This window comes from Rhodococcus sp. 15-725-2-2b (assembly GCF_002259075.1).
In the GTDB taxonomy this organism is placed as follows: Bacteria; Actinomycetota; Actinomycetes; order Mycobacteriales; family Mycobacteriaceae; genus Rhodococcoides.
Map to the genome: position 1 here is coordinate 1 of NZ_NPFL01000022.1, position 23,576 is coordinate 23,576.

Below are 23,576 nucleotides of genomic sequence, written 5' to 3' on the forward strand. Positions count from 1 at the left end.
GGTTCGGTGGGGGTCCAGATCGCGAGTTCGTTCTGTCTGTGGATGCGCAGATCCTCGACGTACGGGATCCGCCACACCGCTGGTGCTGCGGAGGCGACGACGTCCGCCCATCGGCGCAGGGTTTTCGGGAGTAGGCCGGGGGCGTCGGGTACCAGGACCAGTCCGAGGAGAGTGCAGCCACCGGTCTGGCCGGCGGCCGATTGCAGGAGCAGGTCGTGCGCGGCGTCGAGGCCGGCGCGGTCGGTGCGGCAGACGACGACGACGTTGCGGTGCCGGTCGGCGGCGGGCCAGCCTCGGCGGGCATCGCCCGCCGGGGCCCAGATCTGGGCGAGTGTGCCTGCGCCGGAGCGCCCGTGAGCGGCGAGGAGCCACATCACGGGCGGGCGACCGTGGACTGCGATCGGGTCGTCGTGAATCGGTGCTCGGCGTTCGGGCGGCGGTGTCCGCAGCCCTGCCGGGGTGACCGACAAGTCGTCGTCTCGGTAATAGTCATGGTGCTCAGCTGGTTGTGCGGCCATCTCGGGCGCACCTCCTTCTCCGGCGTTCTCGGTCACCGAGTGGTGGTTGGTGAGACGGTGGTCGGCACAGCGGCAGAAACAGAGGGGGTCGTCGTGGTGGCCGCTGTGGTCGTCGTGGCGGTGCCGGTTGCTCCGACGGTGGCGTGGGCGGCGAGGATGCTTCCGGCACTGCGGACGGTGTCGGTGGTGGCGAACAGCGACGCGCCTTGTTCGATCACTGCCCCGACCTTGTCGGCGAGGCTCTGATCGCCGGTCAGGTCTGCGGCGAGCGCGACGATCCACCGCACGGTTAGCTCGATGGGGGTCTCACCTTTGGATCCGACCGGCACACTGTCGTAGGAGCCGTGTTTGGTTGCGGTGTTCCAGTACGAGGTGTCGGTGACGAGCTGCGCGAGACCGGCGTTCTCGTCGATGGTGTTCGACACTTCCTGGAACGCGACGTCGACGGCCGAGTCGATCGTCGCCGGGGGCACGAGCTTGACCGCCGAGGACAGCACTTTGGTGGCGAGCATGCCGAGGGCTGCGGGTGGGTTGGTGAGCCCGACGGTGGCGAGCTGGCCGATGGTCTCGGGGGTGATGACGTCCTTGGCGACGGTGATCGCCGCGCCGATGGCCATGCCGGCGATCTTGGTGACCGCGCCGACCGCTTCGTCGATCATCTCGTCGGTCGAGGTGGCGGAGGGGTCGGAGTACTTCGCCATCTTCGACAGCACGGTCTCCGATGACGAGTTGACCTCGAATCGTCCAGCCTTGGAATCGAAGTCGATGTTGTCGTTGATCATCGACGCACCGGTCATCAGCGCGGTACGTCCGACGGCGGTGGAGACGTCGGTGAGGATCCGGACGGGGTCGCGGGTGTCCATCGAGGACTGTCCGGCGATGGAGGCAACGAGCTTGGCCGCGGGGGCGTCGATAGGGGTGTCGCACGCGAGATCGCCTGCGGTGCAGTACGAGGCGACCCGGTCGGAGACTGCGCCGAATCCGGCGATCTTCGGTGTCGGTGCGATACCGCCGCCTGCGGGGGCGGCTGCGGCGACGGCCGGGGCGAGTTGGACGGTGTCCACGGCTGCGCCGCTCGTTCCCGGTGCCGGAGCGGGGGTCGATCCCCCGCTGGCGATGACGTCTTCGCCTTCGGCGCGGGTGGGGTCGGAGAACAGTGCTGCGCCGGCGAAGTGCTCGGCGTCGACGGGTCCGGTTCCTGCTCCGATTTCGCGGGTGACCTGGGAGGCGACCTCGCCGCCCTGGGAGTAGCCGGAGAGGAAGACCTTCGTGCCGGGGCAGCGTTCGGCGATGTCGGAGATCATCTTGGTGGTGTTCTCGACGCCGATGTCGACGGACTGGGCGTACGGAACGGCGGAGCGATCGCCTGGCTTGCCGCCGAAACTTGCCGGGTACGGGACGTAGCTGCGTTCTAGAGCGGGCCCGTCACCGGAGTTCGCATCGCGCATTGCGGGCACGGTCAGCCGGGAGAAGAAGCCGGAATCGGAGTCGGGAGAGGAGTTCTCGTCGATCTCGGTGGTACCGGGGACCACCACGAGATGCAGCACCGGGCAGTCCCCGCTGTCAGTGTCCGGTGGGGTGGGTGTCGCGGACGGCTGCGCGGCCGCGACACCGCTCGCGGAGACCACGATGGTCACTGCGGCGGTGGCGGCGAGCAGGCGCACGGTCAGGCGGCGAACCTGGTCGATGGGTGTGTGCACGGCTTCTCTCTTCTTCGGTGGGATCCAGCGGATGTGCCTGGTCATGGGGGTCAGCGGGAGACGATGGCGGAGATGAGCGTCGTGCCGTCCTGCTGCTTGGTGGTGGTGATCCGTTGGCGACTCATGCGCCCGTCGATGCCGGGCCCGCGCTCGACGACGGTGACGTCGTAGATCCCGGCGTCGATCGGGTCGGCAAGGACACAGAACTCGATATCGGGTTCGAGCTGGTCGATCCCTGACTGGAGGCGCTGCGCGGACGCCATCACCGCATCGGGTGCACCTGCGGCGCGGGCAGCGGCCCCGTCGCGGTCGAAGTAGAAGGCCTTCTCGAACCGCCAGATCGCCACCGCACCGGGGTCGTCACTGTCTTCGGTGACCGGGTCACCGTCAGCCTGGCCCCGGCACCAGGTGACATCGGCGGCGGCCGCACCGGCCGCCGCGGGAGCGGTCGAGGTCGGAGCTGCTGTGGTGGTGACGATCTCGTCGGGAAGCAGTACGGGCGTTGGTTGCGGTTCGTCGCCGAATCCGGTGAGCACCAGCCCGGCTCCCACTACTCCCCCGATCAGGACCGCGAGTGCGGTCGTGACGGCGACGGCGGAGCGGTGGCGTCGCCACCATGACTGTGGAGCCGGTCTGGGTGCGGTGTAGGGGCCTCCGGCGCGAAGTAGGGAGGTCCGTTCGTCGAAGGAGCCGTATCCTTTCGAGGGCTGGGATGCGGGGCCACGGTCAGGGTGGTCCACAGCGATGTCGTCGGTAGGGTGCTCGACGAACCAGTCGTCGTCCGGATCGGTGCCGGCGGACTGATGTTCGGTCAGGACTGTCAGTCTGCGTTCGGTCGGATATTCGGAAGCTGCTGCGGCACTCTCGGCCTCGGCGACAACCGGGTCGGCGAACCAGTCGTCGGTGTCGTGGTGGGTGTCGGCGTAGGTGGTGCGGTCTCGAGGTGCCACAACAGGCCTTTCCAAGGGTCGAGGTGAGGAACGAACGGGGTCGAACCTTCGGATACAGCCCGGCCACCAGAGGTCGGGCTGCACCCGGCGGTCAGATCGCGAGGTTCAGACCCGGCAGTGCTGCTTTCGCCTGGTCGAGAACGGGCGCGGCTGCGGTGTTGACCGCCGCCACGGTGTCCGCCACGGCGGGCTGCTCGAGCACCGTCGAGGTGAACTGTTGGACCTGCTCGTAGGCGGGTTCGGTCCACCCCTGGACCGCCGTGGCGGCCTGGTCGACGTCGGCCGGGGCGAGGTCGAGGCTGCCCTGGATCTGGTCGACGGTGGTGTCGATGGCGTTCTCGACGCTGGGGGAATCGACGGTCAGGGGCGCAGCGGGGGCAGCCGGAATGCTCTCGGGTGCCGGAAGCGGTGCGGGCTCTTCGATGATCTGCTGCTCGCCGCCGAGGACGGTGGCTCCGAGGATGCCGCCGATGACCGCACCTGTGCCGGTCAGGCCCAGCACAATCGGAGCCGACAGGGCAGCGCCGACTCCTGCTCCGGCGAGTGCCGCTGCGCCGGGGATGAAGACCCATCCGACCGGTCCGCCCCAGACGATCGCACCTGTGCCGGTAGTGGCTGCGACGCCGAGTCCGCCGCCGATGGCGGCTGCGGTGCCGGTGATCACTGCGGCAGGGGCCACGGAAGCGGCAAGGCCGACAGCGCCGCCTGCGACGACGCCGGTGATGGTGCCCGCAGCGATACGGTCGGCGCGAGAGGCATCGGCGAATCCGTTGTCCACCAGCCAGTTTCCGCCGTCGGCCTGGATTGCGGCTCCGGTGTTGTTGAATTGCTTGACCAGGTTCGGATCGAGCAGGTTCGGGTCGTACGGCACGAGTTCGCCGCCGACGAGGACGTAGCCCTCGGGTGCGTTGATCGGTGCAATGACCTTGCGCTGCACAGTCGGAACCGGCGGCGGGGGCGGCGGGGCCGCTTGCAGGGCAGGGGGTGCGTCGGTCGGCGCGGCCTGCGGCGCGGGAGCGGGCTCGTAGTAGGTGTTCTGGTACGAGGACTGCTGGTTGCCGGACCGGTAGTCGTCGTAGCTACGCCACTGGGACTGCTGCACCTGGGGTGAGGCCTGGTAGCCGGGCAGGAACTGGCGTTCCTGGGTCGGGGCCGGCGGCGGCGCGACGGGGGTGGTGTCGGTGGTGTCGGACTGGGCGGTGTCGGGTGCAGTCACGAAGTCCTGCGGTGCCGCGTGTGCGGTTGCGGTGCCCCATGCCAGTGCGACGGCGACGGGTACGGCAGTGAGGACGAGTGCCCGTTCTCTGCGGCGGCGGTGACGTCCGCCAATTCCTTGCTGGGGAGACATGTGTGGTGGTTCCTTTCGTAAGTCGCTGCGAGGCAGCGGTGTTGGGCGGGTGTGGCAGGAGTAATTGGTGGTGGAACCACCACCGTCCGCGCTGGGAGAACGACCGAAAACGAGGGTCAGCCTTCGGGTGATCCCTCAGCGCGGACGATGGGTGATGCCTTGGGAGTGGATGCCAGCGTGCGTCCGTTGCACGCTGGCATCCACGAGCGCTCAGCCCAGCAGGCCGAGCCAGAACCAAAGCTGCGAGAAGATCCAAGGCATCGGTCGTATTCCTTTCTGTCAGTGGAGTTGTGGAATGTGTTCGATGTCCCGGCGGGGTCGCGCAGTTCGGCACACGATGAGGTCGAAGCGTCACCACGCGACCCTCGCGCCGGTCCACCAACTGAAGGGCTACACGGGAGCCTCAGTGCGGTGAGTTCGCCGCGTAGACCCTCGCGACTGATCGCCTCTTCAGGCGTCAGTCGAGATTGGGGGTACTAGGCCACGTGGCTGAAGAGCGGAGACCGTGGGAGTGGTTCCAGGAACGTCGCATTGGCGTCAGTCCATTCACCGATTACCGCGCCCGTCTCTTCGCAGATCAGCCTGTGGTGGCTGTGGTGGGGCACGGTTGGGAGCGAACACACGGCCAGGCCCGCAACATGGTCGTTGACCGAGGGGCAGAGAGCGGTGCCGGGATTGCAGGTGGAGCTCGGATGTAACGTTCGCGGTTGCGCGACAGATGTCATAGGTGTCTCCGATCCGATTGCGGTTCTGCTAGATCCGCATAGGCTGGGAGAGCCCCTGCGGATACAAGTTGGGCCCGATATTGGGCTTTGTTCTGTAGGTGGAGGGGACTCCGGATGCGTTTCGGGACGACCAATCACGGCGCATCTGGAGTCTGCTAATTCGAGTAACTCTGTGCCAGTTGGATTCTCGCTTTCTTTGGCGTATCAGTGATGCGTAGACGCTGCGGTTGATGCGGTGTGCGTCTGTAAGCCGAATCTTGCTCTGCCGACACCCAGGGGCGAACCTCGATCGCATTGTCTAAACAACTGTTTCTATACATTATCATCTAAACATGCTTTATGTGCTACCGAATTGGGACAAGTGGCATCGTGTCCTCTCGTGAGGTTCCTTCTGTGAGGCGTCGGTTGCGTGGTTTCGCACCTGACAAGCTGCGGGCACGACGAATTGAACTCAAGCTGAGTGGTGCCGAGGTTGCGCGCGTTCTCGGAGTGGCTTTGACGACGTACTCACAATGGGAGCGAGGCCAGTCCCATCCCCGCATAGACACTCTTGCTCGATGCGCTAAGGAATTTGGGAGCGAGATCAGCGATTTCGTCTCAGTGCCGGAGGGCGAGGAATACCTCGGTGATCTGCGAATATCCAGGGGGCTGACCCAGGGGATGCTGGCGAGCGAAATCGGCGTCAGTAGCCAGTACATCGGGGCGCTTGAGCGCGGGCAGAGCAAGCTGAGCGCGCCGGCCGCCCGCCAGATAGCGGAAGCGTTGGGGTACCCGGCGCAACGGGTTAGCGAGGCATACGAGCGTGTGCGGAAGCGGCCACGGGGCGAACCGGCCTGACTGGGGACCTGACTCTGGATCGACATTCTGGCTCCAAGACGCGTGCTTATTAGCCACGTGAAATGTGTTCCACGTGGTGCTCAAAGGCTGCGTCTGAGGGCCATGCGGCCGACAGGAAATCTTCAGCTCTTCGGGAGAGCGGAAGGTGCCGAGGGCGAAGCTATCACGATCTGTTAGGGAGTGGGAACCTCGAGCACCTGCTCGGAAGGTTGTAGCGCGGGGAGCACCGCAAGGACCAGCCGGTCACCAAGCTGTCCAGGGTAGGGCCGTAGTTCGAGTCGGGTTTGCTGCCACTTCCAGCCGGTTGCGTCGCCGCCCTCGATTGCACGGACGCGTACATCAGCTGACACAGGTGACGTATCGTGAGTCCACTTTTCTAGAGCATCTGACAGTGTCGCTCGGTCGTCGTCGTGCAACACGCCGCAGCCGCTTGTGAGGTCACGCCATTTCACCCAGGTTGGAGCTTCCGGCAGCCACATCGTCAAAATCCCGGTGCGGCCGTCGAATACAGCGATGCGTGTGCCACCGCTCTCGAGGCCGCTCGGCATTCCCAGCTCAGCCAATGTCGGTTTGTCGGGTTCCGTTGTGTCTGTCACGTCGTGCCAGAGCAGCCTCAGACCGACGTTGGGAGGGTCAGTTCTCCCCCGGCCCCAGCAATGCCAACGCATGATTCGGCCATCTGCGTGAAGAACGGACATTGGGCCCTCCCACTTCTGACCGTGGGTAGGGACCAGTGCCTGGGCGAACAACTCTTCGCACCCATCGAATTTGACGGCCTTGGCGTTGTACTCCGCCGGGGTTCGTTCCGGCACGTGATCAGCGGCAGAGACACCGGACATCGCGGAAGCCTCGACTGTCTGCTCGATGACGGTGCGTTCGAGTAGCCAGGCTATTCCGGAAACGGTGCGCACAGGATCGGGTTCGACCTTCGGGTCCCCCACCCAGACCTGTATGCCGTGGGTTTCCCCTGACGGCCCCAGAACTGGTACTGCGCGAATCCGAGCTTGACGCCGACGGCCTTTGAAGAGCACATCTTGCTCGGCGCAAGAACTGCGTGTGAGTTCCAGAAAACCATGCAGATCGAACTCAGGCCCAGGTGACAAGCGATCGATTTTGGTCCAATCTCGGACCTTCCCCCCAGTACTGATGACTGTCATCTGTCCTGGAACCAAGGTTTCCACCAGGTGCCAGCTATTCACGATGTCCACAGGTTCCCCTTCCTGATCGACCTAGACCGACGACGGTACAGTCACGGCCGCCGCGAAACAGAAAGTCTGACGCCATGTGGCCTCATTGTCACGGCTTCTCGCACGTCGAGCTGGTAATCGGGGTCTGCCCGAATCTCGTACCGACGAGCGATGGACGCCAACGCAAGCACCGCCTCGTGTAGGGCGAATTGGCGGCCGATACACGCTCGCAGACCAGTGCCCCAAGGCTTGTAGATGCGGCGGTTGGTGTCGCTGGCCTGGCCTGTGGCGAACCGGTCGGGGTCGAAGGTGTGTGCCTCTGGCCCCCACTCCGGCGAGCGGTGAAGCTGTGGAAGGAGCACAAAGACCCATCCTTCGGGCACCTCGTATCCACCCAGCGAAGTTGCGCCGCGTTCACGTGCCTTGCGGAAGTAACCGGGTGCAGCTGGCCACAGGCGGAGAGTTTCGTCGACTACATGTCGTGTCCGTCGCAGCTTGGGCACATCCTCGAACTCGATGTCGGTGCCATCAGGAGCGACGGCGTCGACTTCGGCCCGTATCCGCTGCATCTCATCGGGTCGGGTGCTCAGGAAATGCAACGCAAAGGCGATGGTCGATGCTGTTGTCTCGTTCCCCGCGATCAAGAAAGTGATGATCTGGTTGCGGATGTTCTCCAGTGTCAGTCTGTCGCCCGTATGGGGGTCCGGCGTGTTGAGCATGTGTTCGAGCAGATCCGAAGACGTTGTGTTGGAGTCAGGTTGGGCCATTCGCTGTTCGATCAGGGAGTCGACAGTGTGGCGTATGAACTGGAGGTCCTCGTCGTGCTGCTTCGTCGCCCCTCGCCCTAGGACAGAGCGAATGATCGGTACATCGTTCGATGACTTGTTGACAAATTGAAGGACGCGAGCGATGGCGTCCGCAAAGGGCACGGGCTGGCGAAACGAGCCGAAATCATGCGATAGGGCGCAACGCCCGATCACGTCGAAGGCCAGTTTCGAGCACTCGTCGTAGGCGTCTACCGGACCCGATCCGCTGTCCCACGAGGTCAGAAGTTTGTTGACTGATTCCTGCATGGCTTCGTGGTAACCGCGCATGGCCGCTTTGCTGAACGCCGGCCCGAGCACGGCGTGCGCGCGATGCCAGTTCGGCTCTGAGTTGAACGCGGTGAACAGACCGTCTTCGCCGATGGCGCGTAGCTTTCGATGTGGCAGGGCCAGAAATTTGGCCCAGTACTTCTCGTCGTTGACTTCCGCGACAAGCTCCGGTTCCGAGACCACCACGAGTCGGTGGCCAAAAATTTTGCGTTCGTAGATCCCCCCAAGTTCAGAGGCCATTGTCATCTCTTTTTGAACTGGCTTGGCAGTATCGAGGCCAACGATGTCTCCGGCAAACGGCAGTCGGTAGCGCGGATGAGGCAGAGTCTTCGAGATGGTTTGGGCGATCTCCATGCCAGACAGTGTCCCCCACGTTTACAGACACTGGTCGGCGACCATGTCTGACGCATCAAATGAGTGCGAACCGGGCAACGCGTGAAGACCGTTTGAATGACAGAGGTGTAATTCCTGGTGACTTCCTCGGCGTGTCTCAACGCTTCGAAAATGATTCTGGTTCAGGATAGACACCGGTTGGGACCGCGGAAGTAGACGAAGGAGGCCGTGCCATGCCGATGCCCAGTAAGGGTGACCGGACGTCGCTGACTGTCCGACTGCCTTCGGAGCTGATTGACACGCTCAAGGCGCAGCGAAGCTCGGCTGGCGCGACATCTCTGAGTCAATACGTCGCTGATCTGATCGCGATTGCCAGCGACCGCGAAGATCTTGCGCGCGAACTGAATCGCGCGCATGAACAGGGGGTACTGCCCTTGACTGCGTAGCCGTCTCGACCTGAATCGACATTTGGGTCTTACGTCCAACTAAATCTACGCAGCACCTTGAGATGACAAAAACCCCCGGCGTGCGGGCCGAGGGCTTCTGAAGTCAGAGAAGCGAGTGACTAGCTCGCAACTCGTTCTGTGGTGCTCTTCCCCGAAGGGACTGTCTTGGCGGACATGTCTCAGGGTACATCGTGCCCTGAAGTAGGTACAAGATTGAATGCTCGTGTCGTCGATCGGGATGCGACTGCGGACCGGTTGTGGCATCGATTCGCACCGGCCATTGCGGCGCGCCGATCGATGAGGCTGTACGACCCGACGACGCGTAAATACGTGTCCGCGGGGCCGTTGACGGTCAAAAGGCCGGCACTGCCATCAGCTGTGCCGTTGTTCTCGCGCGGGCGCGCTGGCATCGTTGCCTTGGACTTCGACACCAAACACCACGGCCACGCCTGCGTTGTCGCCGACACCCAGCGTCTGTTGGCCTGGTTGACCGAATGCGGTGGCCGCGCAGTCGTCGATGAATCGACCAGCGGCGGCCGACACGTATTGATACCGCTGGCACCGGGAAAAACGGTCACCGCTGACGAGATCCGGCCGTTGTTGCGCCTTCTCGCAGCGCGACTTCCCACGTTGGACATCACACCGATGACCAACCACAAAACCGGGTGCATCACAGTCCCAGGCTCGCAGTGCAAAGAAGGTGGCCACCGCACCCTCGTCGAGCTCGACCCGCCTGCAGCGTCCGACATCCTGACCGTCGGGTCCGATGTCGGCACACTCCAGCGGCTCGAAGCCCTGCTCGGAGGAACGGGCCGAGCGATCACCAGCCCGATCGACGCCCACATCCGCGCCGAGACGTCAGCTGAACGCGTCCTCGGCAGCGACGGCGACGCCCGGTTGCATCCGCGTTTCTGCCGCTCCACCCCGCCGCCGCGCTGCGTCCTCGACTTCGCCAGCACCGGCCGCATCGACACCCGCCGCTGGCCCTCACGCTCGGAAGCACGCCAGTCCGTCATCACCCACGCCGTCCTCGCCGGCGCCAGCACCGCCGACGTCCTCACCCGCGTCGCCGAACCTGCCTGGGCGGGCGTGCGCGCCGCGTACGCCCGCTACGCCGAGCCCGAACGCGCCATCCGCCGCGACACCGCCCGCGCCCTCGACTGGGCCGCATCGACACTCCCCGATCCAGTCCGGGATACCGGGCACAAGCAAAAGCACACAGGGGGTACCTACGATCCGGTATTTCGTTCATGGCTTACCCACGCTCAAACCTGGGTCGCTTCCGAGTTTCTCCATCGGCGAGACCGTTGGACTACCCATGCAGTCGTTCAAGCCTTGGCGTGGGCCGCTGCAGTCTCAGGGGAGATAGTGGAAGGTGTTCCCACTGTCGGTGTCGGTGGCCGGTCACTGTCCATCGCCGCCGGCATGCTCCCTGAATCAACCGTGTGGTCAGTTCTGGAGCGGCTGCGAGACCTGGAGGGCGCACCGCTGTTGCTGATCGAACGAGGAGTGGGCCAGAACCCGGATCGGTACGCGTTGGTACCGACTCACGCGGGTCGAGCGGCGGTAATGGACACCGTGACAGGGGCAGCAGAGGTTGAGTCGGTACACCCGGCCTGGAGTGTCATCGGCTGGCGTCACCGCGTCCTTTACGACGCAGTGGTCGCCGCACCAGAACCCCTCACCCCGGATGAATTGTTCACCGTCGTCGGGGTCGGCCGAACCAGCGGATACGAGGCTCTGTTGGATCTGCGCGTCGCCGGTCTACTCACGGTCGAAAACAACCAGATCGCGGTCGGGCCGGTCGAACTCGACGACATCGGCCATCGTCACGGCCTCACATCGGCCGTCCGTGCCCGCATCGTGCGCCACCGCGCCGAACGCATCGTCTGGCGAGAATGGCTCGCAACCCGCGAGGAGGCACGCACCCCGCCCGAGCCCGATCGGTCATTGTTCGCGATCGCTGACGATCACCCGGCCGATCCACCCGACCACGACTACATCCTCGCCGTGATGGATACCGGGCCGCCAGACCCGTTCTGACGTACGGTGTACCGCTCACCCATCTGGCAGACGCGGGCGCGCCGAAGCGGCGGTGAATTCGCCGCCGGCAACATTTGTTCTCGAACGTGTTGTCGGTGGGTGATCAACGCAAGAAGGGAGCCGCGAGGGTCGCGAGCGGCCCCCCTGTGTCGTTCCGCTGGTGGCGTCACGGGCGACGGTGTCGCCGGTCGCTGTGATCGGCGTTCCGTTTATCGGCGGGTCACGAAGGAAGTCCACGCGGATGCCCAGACTTACAGGCCACGAGTCAGCCGAGATCCCCTATACGACTACGTATCCGGTCACGTCGTCCAGAACGACACCGACCGCCCGGCAGACGCCGACGTCGGGATCGGCCAACCGCGAACCCGACGCCATTTCCAACTGGGCGTGTTCGGGCGACAGACTGATTGGTTGGAATTGCAGAGCACGTTCACTGTCGCCGGTCACGAAGCAATTACCGACCGGGGATGCCTCTGAGGTCGCCAGATGTCGACATGAACTATGTGTTACTCACTGGTGCATCTCGGGTGGAGACTCTTGAATGAACCGAGTGGACGTGAGCGGTCGGTCGAGCCCTGGTGCAGTGCCGTTCAATGATGTGTATCGCGTCGTACACGGGAGTGGTATCGGTGTCACCCTGCGTTCGGTCGATCAGTGCCCGATTGGCCCTGATGAGGAGGGAGTCGCCCCTCCTGGTCAGCGCTACGACCAACTGCTGCGGTTTGTTCGGATTCGATTCGCATGAGACCAACCCCGACTTTTCAAGAGCGCTTGCCGTGGCACCGATCGTGCGCGAATGACGTCCGAGATCGCCGCACGTCATTCGCCCATGTTCTCCAACCGCGTCGAGTACTTCGTAACGTGCCCAACTCAAGCCCAGACCTGCGAGCTACGCCTCAAGATGCGCCCGTACCGTGTCCGCGACATGCAGCAACGCAGACAGAGCGAGACGCGTGTCTTCGAAGTCGTGCTTGCCCGATCGAACACTGCTGATAGAACCCGGATGCATTGCAAAACCCGGCTACTTGATTTCGGTGAGGACGGTGCCTTGGGTGATGGCGTCACCTGCGGTGACGCTCAGGTCGGTGATGGTGCCTGCTTTGTGGGCGATGAGCGGCCGCCGATATTTCCCGGATGCATCTTCGCCGCCGACGATCCGGTGCACCGGGGCGCGACGATCCCGCGCCGGTTCTTCCACATCGCAGTCTGGGAACACGACTCCGAGCTGGTGGGATGAAAAGTTGCACTTCAGTCCGACACAACCGCACGTGACCGGTGGCAACTGGCTGCTCACTCTCGCCGACGCTACGAGCACGGCTCGCAGCCCGGCTCGACAGTTTCCGGCATCGCGTGCGAGGCATCAGCTAACTTTGATACAAAACCGGACGAAAGGCGCAGTTTGCGTAGCAGAACAGAGTAATTGATGCGTATGTATCAGATTCTTGGGGATACTGTGACATACTGTCGAAACCGTCAGCCCGTCGACGGGGGACGCAGGAGGAGAATTTGATTGTCGAAGTGCTCGGCCAAGTAGCACCGATGTACCCGATCCCGCCTACCGATCTCTCGGCACCGTTCTCGTGGAGCGTGACCTTCACGGTTGTCTGTGTTGCATTCTTCGCGGCCGCTGCGGCCTGGGTCATCCGTTTGGCCCTGCAAGGCGAGACGCTGGGATTGGTGTTCCTGATCGCTGGCCTGTTCATGGGGCTGCTCGAACCATATCTCGATTACCTCGGCCTACTGTGGTTTGCAGCCGACAACGTAGCGGTCACCGTCGAATTGTTCGGGCGTCACATTCCTTTGTACGTCGTTTTGGGCTACGCTTTCTTCTTCGGACTTCAGAGCTTCGTGATCTATCGGGCTATTTTTCTGGGTAAAGGCGTCAAGTTTTTTGTATACGCCTACGCGCTTTCTTGGCTGTTCGATGCGGCGCTGCAGATCGCAGGGGCTCAACTCGGCCTGTACCGCTATTACGGGCAGCAACCATTCCTGATCTTCGGTGCGCCGGCGTGGTGGTACACGATCGACGGAGCTCTGCAGCTGACGGCGGGCTTGGTATTCTTCCTGCTGCGTCACCGACTTGTCGGCTGGGGCAAGTTGATCGTCATTCCGATTCTGCCGGGGCTGTACGCCAGTCTGAACGGCGCACTCGGATGGCCCGTATTCACGGCGCTGAACAGTAATTACTCCGCCGAGGTCAATGGCAACGCGTCGATGGTGCTCGTCTATGTGGGCGGAGTAACCACGATCGTTCTCACCGCGCTGCTCGTTTGGTTGGTCATCGCCGAGATCGCGCGAGCGCAGAAGCGAGCAGGCATCGAGATCGACCCGGACGCAACGCTGCGGGACGTGCTCTTGGCGAAAGTCGGCGTCGGACTGCAATCCGGCTCATCCCGTTGACACCGAACAATGACAGCAGTCGGTGACGTGCGATCGAACCACCAGCTATGACGGCCCCGAGAGCGCAAAGCACCGCCCGGAAAATGGTGGGCGCTCTCGGTCCCCGTGGGCAATTCCAGCAATGAAACGCACAGCCAGAAGCCGCGTATACCGACTGACACCCAAGTCATTGGAGATTGCTCCAGCACCACCCAGGCGGGGGCATATTCGGTGGCGGTCACGGCGAAAACCGCCGTTGCAAAGACCGTGACGGCAGCGCCCGCTTACATCGGTGTCGTTGCTGCAGTGGTCGATTGGATTTCGAGGTTGCGGGACTGCGCTGGGTGTTCGGCCACGGCACTCCCGTTCCCTTGTTTCGCCGGGACACCGGACGCCCGCTACTGCGACCGAAAAGGGAACGATACGGATCACCGGCGTCAGCAGAAGGTGCTTGCCCGAACGCCACGCACCCTCGAACGCGATGGCGCACCCTCACCCCGACCGACCCGCTCACCGTCGAGCACGATCGAAGCGAAGCGGACTGGGCGACCGGTCTCGATCCGCTCGCGACAACGATTGCCGCACAACCCTACTCGGCGCTATCGAGGGTCGGCAAGAACGGATCGCGCAGCGATCTGCCCGGGAATACCGGAGACACCACCACTGGGGTGTGAGCCGGCACCACCGAGAAACAGGCCCTTTACCTGCTTGTCACCGCTTCCCCATCCGAGTCCGGGTCGCATCGGTCCGAGTCTGGTGACGATCTGGTCGACGTGGTAGATGCATCCGTTGGGTGCCTTGAGTCGAGTCTCGAGATCCTCCGGCGTTTCCACCACGCGACCCAGCTCGTGTTCGGCTATTCCGTCGATCACTCCGGCTACGGCGTCGACCAAGACGCTCGCGGCTTGCTCGCGTTGCGCAATCCACGGCGTCACCGGATGCACCGGCGACGGGGCGTACAGGTAGAGCACGTCCTGACCTTCCGGTGCCTGCGTGGGATCGGTCGCCGAGAGAATGGTCGCCCACCATGGTGGGTCGATAGGGAATCGACCCTCGCGCGAATGGCGTTCGGCTTCGATCACCTGCTCGAAACTGCCGAACATCATTGTCGGCTTGCGCATGTCGATACCGTCGCTGCGCTGATGCCGCGGCAGCGAGAGCATTCCGCCGAGCGCCATGTCGACCTTGAAGCAACCGATGTTGAGCGCATTCGCCGGAGCGCGCCGCAAGATCGCAGACTCGTCCACGTCGGCATCGCGCAACAGCGATCCGGTGATCTGGGGGGCGACCGAGGACACGACGACGTCGGCCGCGATGAACTCTTGATTCGAGAGTCGAACACCGGTCACTCGCCTGTTGTTCACCACGATGCAATCCACTTCACTGTTTACGAGTACGCGGCCCGAATGCGATGCCAGACAACGAGTCAACGCGTCGGGGATAGCCTGCATCCCGCCGACCGCTCGGCCCACGCCGTATTTGTGGAGGGGCGCGGTTGCCAGGGCGGCGATTCCGCTGCCGTCGATGGTGATGGATCCCAGAATGTTGCCCATTGCGGCGAAAGCGCCCCGCATCTCCGGGCTCTCGAACAAGGCCTCGATCACCTCGGTACCGGACCTTGTCAGGGCAGATCCCAAGAGGTCGCGAGTGGCGGAATTGCGGATGCCTCGGAACGCAGCCCGAAGCATGGATGCGCCGACCTTGTTGGACGCACCTGTTCCGTACAGATCCTGAATGTCGAGCGCACGCCGTGCTGCCGGAACGAACTCCGCGTAGCGCTCGGCGTCACGGCGAGAGAACCTCGCGATGTCGTCGATGGTCTTGCGGACATCGCGCTGAAAGATCAACGAGCGCCCTGATTCGTCGAGCCATGCCCACGCCGGATCGTGCTCTACGAATCGCAAACCGTGATTGTCGAGATCGAGTTCGGAGTGGACTGTCGACGCCCGCCAGTACACAGCGTCGATCGACGCCGCGCTGAGTAGATGCTCGGGGAATTCCGGGAGCGCTGCGTATGAGGACGTCATTCCGCCGATGCGTGGTGACGCCTCGAGAACGGTCACGTCCATTCCCGCGCGGGCGAGATAGCAGGCCGCGGTGAGCCCGTTGTGGCCTGCGCCGATGACGACCGCCCTATCTCCCCGGCGGGTGTGCGGTGTCCTGCGACCGACTGTTCGCATGAAAACTCCTTGTGGGGTGTGGAAACGATTGCGCTGAAGTCGACACGGCCCTGCCCGTGCATTCCCGATGTCAGACAGCGGACTGTATCGGTATCGCGTCGATCGAAACCTCCTGTGCGCGCGCCGTGCGCACAGTTGCACCGATGTGCACTGCTGCCCACACGAAGCCTGCCGTCAATCCGAGCATTGCCAGACCGAGAATCCAATCGAGCCAGGTAGGCAACTCGAAGTTCAATCCGACGTACAGAGGCCACGAGGCTGCTGCGAAAACCATCGGGAGACCCACCGTCGAGACGACGAATGTGGTTGCATACCTTTGCCATCCACGCAGTGGGTATGCGAGTGCGAAGATGAGAAGTCCGCCCACTATCGGAACCGGTGCGAGTTGAGGAGCGACGACCAGAAATTTCAGAGGCGCGTCGCCGTAGTAGTCCCAACCGTCGACCGCGTTGCCCAGTGATTCGACGACCACCACGGAGACGAATGACGCAGCAGCCCAGAAATACAGTGTTCGCGGTGCACTACCCCTCGACAACATGCGTGCCACGAAACAAGGGCCGAGACCGACCCACGGAATATATCCGAGTACCAGAAACCATGGAATTTCGCGCTCGAATCCGGTGAACGCCATGTGCGCATTATCGGCATAGACGATCTTGCCGAGGGAATCATAGAACGGCTCGTTGAGCGAGCATACGAATGCTCCGAAGCAGGCGAACACCGGAAGGGCGTCACGCCCTCTGTAGCTCCACCAAAGCGCGTATATCGTTGCAAGAAAGGCGATCACGCTGAATACGGCCAGAATCCAGAAGGGGTCGACAGCCGATTCGAGCGTCGGAGGTTGAGAGATCATGTCTTCTTCCAGTGAGGTGGGATCGGAGATCAACTGCCCGGTGAGCACGATCGACGACATAGCCAGTACGTTGAGCACGATACGAATCGATCGACTACGTAGTCACCCGATAGTCAACGGATTGCTGTGTAGCTATTACAACAATGGGCATTATTCGATGCGCAGGACTGTATCCCGGGTTCAAGCAAGACCGATTGCTCGACGGTAACGCGAGGAGGCGGCGGGCGCTCACTTGGCCTCCATCATGGCTCCGATTCCGCCGACGTCGGTGATCAGCCAGTTGTTTGCGCTGTCGATGGTCACCGAGTACGTCGCGGTGGACTGGACGCCCTCCGGCGCTTGATTGTTCTTGGTCACGACGTTGACGAAACAGTCGACCACGTACGTCCCGTCCGCTTCTGATCTGACCGTTGCGGTGATGGGTGTGGAGGTCGACGTCCACTGCAAAGGAGCGGTGATCTGTTCCATCGACGTCGCAGCCTGGGTCAACCTGTTCGCCAGTTCCGGCGACGTACCGGCAACGAGCCTGGTTTTCCACTCGTCCGTCTTGGTGAAGTCCATTTGTGCCGCTCCGACAGCGTAATTGGACGCTATGTCCTCCGCCCGCGTGTCGTTGGCCGCAGCGGCTTGCAACGACGACAACTCATCGGATTTGGTGTTCAACATCCAACCCAGCACTGCTATAGCGACAACCAAGACTGCAGCGATGACAGAAGTGATGATCGACCTGACGCTGACCTGACGTCCCGCACCCAGCCGGTTCGGCGGTGGTGTGGCAGAAGAGGCGTCACCGCCGCCCTCGTCGGTGGTGTCGCAGGACAGGTTTTTCTCTTTCGTCGTCATTTTTTCATTCCTGTTCTTCGTTGCATCGATGGGGTTGTTCATCTGCCTGCGCCTATGTTCACCGTGACAACACCGTCCTCTCCGATCGGTGCCAGAGCGCCGTCCAGCAACGCCGAGAGGTTCACCGTGCGCATTGATTGAGCGGCGGATTGCGCTGCGGGTAGAGAATCCACTGCGAGGATCTTGATATCCGCCGCAGATCGGTCCAGGAAGGCCTGAAGGTTGCCGATCAAGGGTCCGGTTCCCAACACCAAGGAGTCCGGAAGAGGAGAGAAATTGGTGAGTAGAACTGCAGCGGACATAGTTCCGTCGAATCCGCGGCCGAAGTCCACGATATGGCCCGCAGTACCTGAAAGCCCCGGTGGAATGAACGAACTGTCGACAAGCATGCTCTGCGCGTTGACGAGCACCTCCGAAAGCGGAGCTGTCGTGTCCTCCAGCATGGCGGCGGTGATTGCGCCGGCTCGCTCAATCGTGTCGATCGTGCCGGATCCGCTGGGGAGACCGATCTCCAATTCACCGAGGATGGAGCGAATCTGTTCGGTGTCCAGTTGATTTAGCAGCCGAGTGAGATGCTCCGACAGATCGTTGATCGTCGAGGGAACCGTCACGCGGGCCGAGTCGATCACCGCGTCGTCTCCGAGGTACGGACCAAGATCTGCGGCGGGCAAGACGCCCACGTAGCTCTCGCTCAGTGCCGAAAGAGTGTCGACTCGAAAGTCACTGTCGACCGGCAATCGGTATTTCGCTTTGTACTTCCATTCGACACGCACGGCATCCGCGTTCGGTTCGATAGCGGTCACCGTGCCGATGTCGACGCCGCGCAACAGCACTCGAGATCCGACCACCAATCCGTTCGTGGCTTCGATGGTCATCGACGCGCGACGCTCGGATTCGAAGTCGATGGGCAGGCCGACAGAGGTCATGTACACCAGCGAACCCAGCGAGACCATGAGCATGGCGAGCATTGAGTACACGGTTCGCATCGTCATCGAGTAGCTCCCAATATTCGCAATACGTTCTCCACGTCGGCGGAAGGAAGGCCATCCGAGGTCTCGACAGAGGCGATGTCCACGGACGGTTGTTCGACGAACGGCACCACGGTCTTCCGGACGAAATCGGAAACCAGTTCGGAATCCGAGACCGGGTCAATGCCACTACGGACGACCGAGGTCAGAGCTCGATCTGCAGCTTCCAGCATCGGTACGAGCCATGTTCCGCCCGCGAAGATACTGCCGATGGAGGGCAGCAACGTGCCGATGTGCACGATGATCTGGCGAGAAAGTTTGTCCCAGAACATTACTCCTTCAGGAGCAAGCATCGCGTCGATCCTGGCTTCTCGTTGGTTCACCTCGATCGCGGTGTCGTCCAGCCCGCGCAGCAGTCGGTCCACCTGCCCGGTGTTGGCCCCGAGGTCTTCGAGGTCCGTAGCCACAGTGGCGGCCAGCTTCTGCAGGTCTACCGCGTTCGGCATCACGTCGTTGACCTGCGCGATGGAGCTCTCCACGCGCTGAATGGTTCCGCCGTTGACGAAAGTTGCCAGTACCGCGAGGGTGTCTTCGAGCGTCGGAGCCGAGGCCGTTCGATCGAGGGGGATCGACTCCCCGGGTGCCAGTACGGAGGTGTCGCTCTCATCGGGCCCGGGGCGCGCGATGGCGACGTAGGTATCGCCTAGCACGGTGTCCTGACGGATGGTCGCGGTGGCCGCACCGGGAACCTCGTTCCCGGCGGCGATGATCGCGGCAACTACCACCAACTCATCGCCGGTGCGAACTTCTTCCACCTCGCCGATGCGCAGCCCGTCCAACATCACACTGGCTCCGGTCGGAAGGTTCAGTGCGCTGGAGAAGTCCAGTTCGATACCGTAACCGTCCATCGCTCCGCCGCGGGGGGACGGCAGGTCTTCCGGGCCGATCGAACACGAGGTGGTCAACACGACGGCTGTCGCCATCCCGATCGCGAGCACTGCCGCGTTTCGTCGTGGAAAGTTCATGGCTGAGCACCTGCCAGCACGCCGTCCAGCACACCGAGATCACGCAGCAACACACCGTCGGCTGTGGGGGTGCACGTCGTGGGCGCAACGGTGTTGAGCGCTGTGCACAGCAACTGGGGATCCGGAGCGTTCACCGCGATCTGCGGCGGCGCCGCGTGCAGAGCAGGTGATCCATCGAGCTGCTCCGACACCAGCTGACTCGTCACGGGAATGACGGAGAACAGTTCGCTCACGTCCGCCGACCGCGTCGAGGCAAGTCGCAACGCGGTGGATGCGTCGCCGAGAATACCGTTGATGTCCTCGCCGTAGTTGACCTGAATGTCGAGAATGTCGGCGAGCACCGGGGAAAGTCCTCCGATGAACTTGGTCACGCCGTCCCAGAGCCCGGACGCGCCGACCTCCAGATCCTCGGGCAGAACGGCGAGCAACTGCTTCGCTGTATCCCAGTTGTCGAGAGTGGTTGTGGTGAACGGAGCGAGGTCGGTGACAATGGTACCGACGTCGGCGACGGCACGATCCGGGTTGGTCATCGCGCCCTCGGCGTTGGCGAAGAGCTCATCGATGTTCTCGCCTTGGCCTTTCAGCGCATCGTCGAGTCCCTCGACTGCGGTCGCGACGGACTCGGTGTCATCCGAGGACACGGCCTGCAGGAAATCCGATGCCGACCCGGTTATTTCGGAAAGCGACTTGGGTGTCGCCGTATCGGTGAGTGCGATGCACTCGTCATGCGGGAGCTCCGGGCCCGAGCCGTAATTACCCACCAGTTCGAGGCTGCGATCGGCCAACAACGATTTCGATCTGATCACGGCCTTGACGTCGGCCGGGAAACTGCGATTGGTATCGATGTCGAAATCGATTCGCACACGATCACCCTGCGGGTCGATGCTGTGGACGGAACCGATGTCGTATCCCATCTGAGTCACCGGATTTCCGACATACAGCCCGATCGAATCGGCGAAGTAGGCGCAGAAGCTCGAATCCTGTTCGCCCTGTGCAGAAGTAAACATGACCGTGCCTGCCGCTGCGAGCGACACGGTCACCGCAACCGCCGCCGCAATACTCATCCGTCCAACCACTGTCAGCACCCCTTGCCCGGCAGAGGTACGCAAACATCGGATGCCAGAATCACGTTCTTACCCACATCATCGGGTCCACCACGATCGGCAATTCCGCGTAAAGCCGTCAAAATCGACGTCAATTGATCGATTACCGGATTCATCTGTTCTTGCATCGACCTGAATCCGGTTCTCAGGGTTGTCACTGCTTCCTTCACTCGCGCTCGGTTGTCGTAATAGAACCACGCGATCGGACTGACTCGTTCGAGAATTTCGCCGAGCAACTGGTACGTCTCGTTGAACCCCTGCCAGGTTGCGTTGTACCGCGCAAGCACGAGCTCGATCTTCTTCATCAATGCGAACACGTACTCACGATTGACATTGAAGGTGTGCACATATGACTGCGCCAGATTCAGTGTGGTCGTGATCTGTTCGCGCTGGTGATTCATGACCTCCGCGATCGAATCGAGTCCACTGATCACCGAACCGACCGACTGTGCATTGTTCGACAGTCCCGATGCCACCTGTTCGATGTCGGCGCTGACGTCCACCGGATCCACCGCATCGGTTATGCGCGGTGCCTGCTGAAGCACATCTGCGATCGAGTACGGCACGCTTACACGCGATTGCGGAATGACGGCACCATCGAGAGCATCCTTGCCGTTGGGCAAGAGCGTCACGTAATAGCCGCCGACGGCAGTGAGCAGCCGGACGTCGACCGACGTGGTGTCGCCGACGAACACAGAATCGTCGATCTTGGCTCGTACCTCGACCGAATTTTCCCCGAGGACGAGTTCGTCCACCGAACCGACCGAGACACCGGCCACTCGCACGTCGGCCCCGGTCTTCAGTGACGCGACATCCGTCGACTCGAACGACACGACCTGCTGTCCGGGCGGCTCGAGGTAGACGTACGTTGCTGCCGCAATGATCGCCAGCGTCACCACTATCGCAAAGAGTCCGATGGCGTGTTGGCGTTCGGAGAAGTCGCGAACTCGCCGCGGGCGTCGTGTCAGAGACGGCATACGGTGACCCCGCTTCCATTGAGTAGGACGGTGACGTCGGCGGGTAGATCGGCAGGCCCGTGCGTGCACTGCATGTCCGACGCACCGCCAATTCCGATTCGCGGCGAGTCCAGGATGCTGAGCGTGCCCGGGAGCACTTGCAGCGCCTGACCGAAGCTACCGACGGTGCCGAATGCATCCGAGATCATCTTGTTGAAGTCCTGTCCCTTTTCCAGTCCGAGGGTGCGCAGTATCGACGCAACCGGCCCGAGGAACTGGGGCCCGAGTACCGAAGTCCCGACGAACTCGTCCAATACTGCGATGGCTGCGTCGACGGGTACTTCGAGCGAACGCAGGATGTCGATGATCGCGTCGGACTTTCCACCGAAGCTGTCGGAGATGCGGGCGAGGTTGGCCACCAGTGTCGAGATCACCTGTTGTCGATCCGTCGCGAAATCGCCCAGCTTCTGCAGCGAGTCCAGCATTGGTGCCAATCCGTCGCCGTCTCCCTGCAACAGGGTCAGAGCGTTCTGACTGATCTCGTTGATTTCGTTGGTGTTCATCGTCGCGAGCACCGGCTGAAGTCCGTTGAACAAAGTGGTGAGATCGAAGGACGGGGTGGTCCGGGCCAGCGGCACGGTATCGGTGGGTGCGCCGCCGTCCGGGGACTCCATGTCGACGTATCGAACTCCGGTGAGGTTCTGGTACTTGACCGCGAGCTTGGTCGCAGTGGTCACCGGCTGCTCCATCGTCGTGGTGAACCGAACGCGGGCGATGGTCTGTCCGTCCTGCTGCACGATGTCGATCTCTTGTACTTTGCCCACCTGGACACCTCGGACCCGTACGTCGCCGTTGGGGCGCAGGCCGGAGACGTCGGTGAAGTCGGCCGTATACGTTTTCGTCTCTCCCGCAACAGGATTGACCACCGCGTTCATGATGATGCCGAACAGCAGGACCGAGACTGCAGCCACGACTGAGATCTTGGCGAGCGAACGCAAGGATCGACGCGAGATTCTCACTGTCCCAGCACCTCTCCGGTGAGTCCACCGAGTGCCAGCGGAGCCGCCATGCCCGGCAAATCGTTGAGAATTACTTTGAGGCGGACCGTCGGATTCTCACCGCCACCTCCCAGCGCGTCGTTCAGCACACCTACCGTCTGACGCAGTCGCGGTCCGAGCGTGCCGGAGCCGACGATTCCCGGTACGGGCTCGGCGAACAGACGCACGATCTCCACCGCCGGCGTGAGCTCGGTGGCATGAGATCGAAGAAGCGTTCCTGCAGCCGAGAACAACGCCCCGGATGCGATGGCCAAACCGGCATTCGACTTGTCAAGCGTCGCGGTATTGGCACCCAGCGTGCCGTCGGCCTGGCGGTTGTATTCGCCGTCGAAGATTTCCTGCGCGCCGTCCACCGTCCGACCGAGAAAATCCGGGAGCGTTTCGATGATGTCGTCGGCATTCGCCAGCAGCTCAGCCGGTAGTTCCCGCTGTGTCTTGGCGAGCACGTCCGTGAAGATCAAGCCTGACCGCAACAATGGAGTTAGTCCGTTGGTGTACCGGAGAATCTTTTCGACGATGTCCACCATGTCTTGCGATAACGAACCGGCAGCGACGATGGAGCCTCTCTCAATCATCGTAGACATCGTGTAGTCGGCCGCGGAACTCCGAATCAGCTTGGCCCCGTTCACGAGTGGAGACCCGTCCGATCCGGGTACCACATTGAGTGCGGTGACTCCGAAGTAGTTCTCCGGCCGGAAGTCGATCGCGAACCCGTCGGTCAGTCCGACGATCTTGGTGGCATCCAACTCGACATCCATACTGATCGAATCGGTTCGGCTGCGTTGCAGACCCGCGATGGATCCGACAGGTGTGCCGTGCAGGATTACGGTCGTTCCCGGCCTGACCCCCGGAGCTATCGCCGGAGTCTCGATGGCGATCCGAACAACGCCGCTGTCGTCGTCGGACAGTGCGTTCACGAGCTGAACGACCGATACCAGTGTGAGCACGGTTGCTATGGCTCCGAGTGCAGTGTTGCGCGTGACGCGACGTTGAGTCGAGTCCGATCCTCGAATGAAATCTTGGTGCACGT

The 23,576-nt window shown here is 62.5% G+C and carries 21 protein-coding genes; 5 read left to right on the forward strand and 16 right to left on the reverse strand.

Annotation, left to right across the window (positions count from 1 at the left end; all coding sequences use genetic code 11):
- From CH306_RS25795 to CH306_RS25810, 4 genes are all read right to left on the reverse strand, one after another.
- The coding region (locus CH306_RS25795) for a DUF6668 family protein (RefSeq protein ID WP_094648364.1) at window positions 1-518 on the reverse strand (518 nt) is incomplete at its 3' end.
- Window positions 519-550: 32 nt separating this feature from the next.
- Complete coding sequence (locus CH306_RS25800) at window positions 551-2,263, reverse strand: cutinase family protein (protein ID WP_094648203.1); 1,713 nt, start codon at window positions 2,261-2,263, stop codon at window positions 551-553.
- 5 nt (window positions 2,264-2,268) lie between these two features.
- Window positions 2,269-3,168, reverse strand: a complete 900-nt coding sequence (locus CH306_RS25805; protein ID WP_094648204.1) for a hypothetical protein — start codon at window positions 3,166-3,168, stop codon at window positions 2,269-2,271.
- A 91-nt stretch (window positions 3,169-3,259) separates the two neighbouring features.
- Entirely contained in the window at window positions 3,260-4,516 is a 1,257-nt protein-coding gene (locus CH306_RS25810) for a hypothetical protein (RefSeq protein ID WP_256981253.1), read from the reverse strand.
- A gap of 1,064 nt (window positions 4,517-5,580) precedes the next feature.
- On the opposite strand from CH306_RS25810, the gene CH306_RS29895 reads away from it, so the two are divergent.
- On the forward strand, window positions 5,581-6,078 hold the full coding sequence (locus tag CH306_RS29895) for a helix-turn-helix transcriptional regulator (RefSeq protein ID WP_094648205.1): 498 nt from the start codon (window positions 5,581-5,583) through the stop codon (window positions 6,076-6,078).
- 173 nt (window positions 6,079-6,251) lie between these two features.
- Here CH306_RS29895 and CH306_RS25820 read toward each other — a convergent pair whose 3' ends face one another.
- Together CH306_RS25820 and CH306_RS25825 are read right to left on the reverse strand one after the other, a co-directional pair.
- Complete coding sequence (locus CH306_RS25820) at window positions 6,252-7,286, reverse strand: GAF domain-containing protein (protein ID WP_256981254.1); 1,035 nt, start codon at window positions 7,284-7,286, stop codon at window positions 6,252-6,254.
- A gap of 41 nt (window positions 7,287-7,327) precedes the next feature.
- Window positions 7,328-8,713, reverse strand: coding sequence for a cytochrome P450 (locus tag CH306_RS25825; RefSeq protein WP_179272969.1), 1,386 nt, complete (start codon window positions 8,711-8,713; stop codon window positions 7,328-7,330).
- Window positions 8,714-8,925: 212 nt separating this feature from the next.
- Between CH306_RS25825 and CH306_RS25830 the strand changes: the two genes are divergently transcribed.
- Together CH306_RS25830 and CH306_RS25835 are read left to right on the forward strand one after the other, a co-directional pair.
- Window positions 8,926-9,138: a hypothetical protein gene (locus tag CH306_RS25830; protein ID WP_032370879.1), complete on the forward strand. Its 213-nt coding sequence runs from the start codon at window positions 8,926-8,928 to the stop codon at window positions 9,136-9,138.
- 297 nt (window positions 9,139-9,435) lie between these two features.
- Complete coding sequence (locus CH306_RS25835) at window positions 9,436-11,181, forward strand: hypothetical protein (RefSeq protein ID WP_143545424.1); 1,746 nt, start codon at window positions 9,436-9,438, stop codon at window positions 11,179-11,181.
- Between the two features lie 279 nt (window positions 11,182-11,460).
- Here CH306_RS25835 and CH306_RS29245 read toward each other — a convergent pair whose 3' ends face one another.
- Window positions 11,461-11,628: a hypothetical protein gene (locus tag CH306_RS29245; RefSeq protein WP_179272968.1), complete on the reverse strand. Its 168-nt coding sequence runs from the start codon at window positions 11,626-11,628 to the stop codon at window positions 11,461-11,463.
- A gap of 349 nt (window positions 11,629-11,977) precedes the next feature.
- Between CH306_RS29245 and CH306_RS29900 the strand changes: the two genes are divergently transcribed.
- Both CH306_RS29900 and CH306_RS25845 read left to right on the forward strand, forming a co-directional pair.
- Window positions 11,978-12,418 (forward strand): hypothetical protein, encoded by a 441-nt coding sequence (locus CH306_RS29900; protein WP_179272967.1) that lies wholly within the window; start codon window positions 11,978-11,980, stop codon window positions 12,416-12,418.
- 269 nt (window positions 12,419-12,687) lie between these two features.
- Window positions 12,688-13,581 carry a hypothetical protein gene (locus CH306_RS25845; protein ID WP_143545423.1) on the forward strand — a complete coding sequence of 298 codons (894 nt, stop codon included), beginning with the start codon at window positions 12,688-12,690 and terminating at the stop codon, window positions 13,579-13,581.
- A gap of 578 nt (window positions 13,582-14,159) precedes the next feature.
- On the opposite strand, the gene CH306_RS25850 is transcribed toward CH306_RS25845, so the two are convergent.
- From CH306_RS25850 to CH306_RS25890, 9 genes are all read right to left on the reverse strand, one after another.
- Window positions 14,160-15,740 (reverse strand): phytoene desaturase family protein, encoded by a 1,581-nt coding sequence (locus CH306_RS25850; protein ID WP_094648209.1) that lies wholly within the window; start codon window positions 15,738-15,740, stop codon window positions 14,160-14,162.
- Window positions 15,741-15,810: 70 nt separating this feature from the next.
- Complete coding sequence (locus CH306_RS25855; protein WP_094648210.1) at window positions 15,811-16,653, reverse strand: hypothetical protein; 843 nt, start codon at window positions 16,651-16,653, stop codon at window positions 15,811-15,813.
- Window positions 16,654-16,821: 168 nt separating this feature from the next.
- The gene (locus tag CH306_RS25860; RefSeq protein WP_094648211.1) at window positions 16,822-17,436 is read right to left on the reverse strand and encodes a hypothetical protein; all 615 of its coding nucleotides are present in this window, start codon (window positions 17,434-17,436) and stop codon (window positions 16,822-16,824) included.
- A 38-nt stretch (window positions 17,437-17,474) separates the two neighbouring features.
- The gene (locus CH306_RS25865) at window positions 17,475-18,428 is read right to left on the reverse strand and encodes an MlaD family protein (RefSeq protein WP_094648212.1); all 954 of its coding nucleotides are present in this window, start codon (window positions 18,426-18,428) and stop codon (window positions 17,475-17,477) included.
- Window positions 18,425-19,429: an MlaD family protein gene (locus tag CH306_RS25870; protein ID WP_256981255.1), complete on the reverse strand. Its 1,005-nt coding sequence runs from the start codon at window positions 19,427-19,429 to the stop codon at window positions 18,425-18,427. The genes CH306_RS25865 and CH306_RS25870 overlap by 4 nt, the downstream gene beginning before the upstream one ends.
- Window positions 19,426-20,493 carry an MlaD family protein gene (locus CH306_RS25875; protein ID WP_143545422.1) on the reverse strand — a complete coding sequence of 356 codons (1,068 nt, stop codon included), beginning with the start codon at window positions 20,491-20,493 and terminating at the stop codon, window positions 19,426-19,428. The genes CH306_RS25870 and CH306_RS25875 overlap by 4 nt, the downstream gene beginning before the upstream one ends.
- Before the next feature lie 14 nt (window positions 20,494-20,507).
- On the reverse strand, window positions 20,508-21,509 hold the full coding sequence (locus tag CH306_RS25880; RefSeq protein ID WP_094648214.1) for an MlaD family protein: 1,002 nt from the start codon (window positions 21,507-21,509) through the stop codon (window positions 20,508-20,510).
- On the reverse strand, window positions 21,497-22,459 hold the full coding sequence (locus CH306_RS25885) for an MlaD family protein (RefSeq protein ID WP_256981256.1): 963 nt from the start codon (window positions 22,457-22,459) through the stop codon (window positions 21,497-21,499). The genes CH306_RS25880 and CH306_RS25885 overlap by 13 nt, the downstream gene beginning before the upstream one ends.
- Window positions 22,460-22,503: 44 nt before the next feature.
- Window positions 22,504-23,574 carry a hypothetical protein gene (locus tag CH306_RS25890; protein WP_094648215.1) on the reverse strand — a complete coding sequence of 357 codons (1,071 nt, stop codon included), beginning with the start codon at window positions 23,572-23,574 and terminating at the stop codon, window positions 22,504-22,506.
- Window positions 23,575-23,576 lie beyond the last annotated feature (2 nt).

Coding starts and splice junctions, on each gene's coding strand:
- CH306_RS25800 (WP_094648203.1), bottom strand. CDS start 2,263: ATGACCAGGCACATCCGCTGGATCCCACCGAAGAAGAGAGAAGCCGTG.
- CH306_RS25810 (WP_256981253.1), bottom strand. CDS start 4,516: ATGTCTCCCCAGCAAGGAATTGGCGGACGTCACCGCCGCCGCAGAGAA.
- CH306_RS29895 (WP_094648205.1), top strand. CDS start 5,581: ATGTGCTACCGAATTGGGACAAGTGGCATCGTGTCCTCTCGTGAGGTT.
- CH306_RS25825 (WP_179272969.1), bottom strand. CDS start 8,713: ATGGAGATCGCCCAAACCATCTCGAAGACTCTGCCTCATCCGCGCTAC.
- CH306_RS25830 (WP_032370879.1), top strand. CDS start 8,926: ATGCCGATGCCCAGTAAGGGTGACCGGACGTCGCTGACTGTCCGACTG.
- CH306_RS25835 (WP_143545424.1), top strand. CDS start 9,436: ATGAGGCTGTACGACCCGACGACGCGTAAATACGTGTCCGCGGGGCCG.
- CH306_RS29900 (WP_179272967.1), top strand. CDS start 11,978: ATGACGTCCGAGATCGCCGCACGTCATTCGCCCATGTTCTCCAACCGC.
- CH306_RS25850 (WP_094648209.1), bottom strand. CDS start 15,740: ATGCGAACAGTCGGTCGCAGGACACCGCACACCCGCCGGGGAGATAGG.
- CH306_RS25855 (WP_094648210.1), bottom strand. CDS start 16,653: ATGTCGTCGATCGTGCTCACCGGGCAGTTGATCTCCGATCCCACCTCA.
- CH306_RS25860 (WP_094648211.1), bottom strand. CDS start 17,436: ATGACGACGAAAGAGAAAAACCTGTCCTGCGACACCACCGACGAGGGC.
- CH306_RS25865 (WP_094648212.1), bottom strand. CDS start 18,428: ATGACGATGCGAACCGTGTACTCAATGCTCGCCATGCTCATGGTCTCG.
- CH306_RS25870 (WP_256981255.1), bottom strand. CDS start 19,429: ATGAACTTTCCACGACGAAACGCGGCAGTGCTCGCGATCGGGATGGCG.
- CH306_RS25875 (WP_143545422.1), bottom strand. CDS start 20,493: ATGAGTATTGCGGCGGCGGTTGCGGTGACCGTGTCGCTCGCAGCGGCA.
- CH306_RS25880 (WP_094648214.1), bottom strand. CDS start 21,509: ATGCCGTCTCTGACACGACGCCCGCGGCGAGTTCGCGACTTCTCCGAA.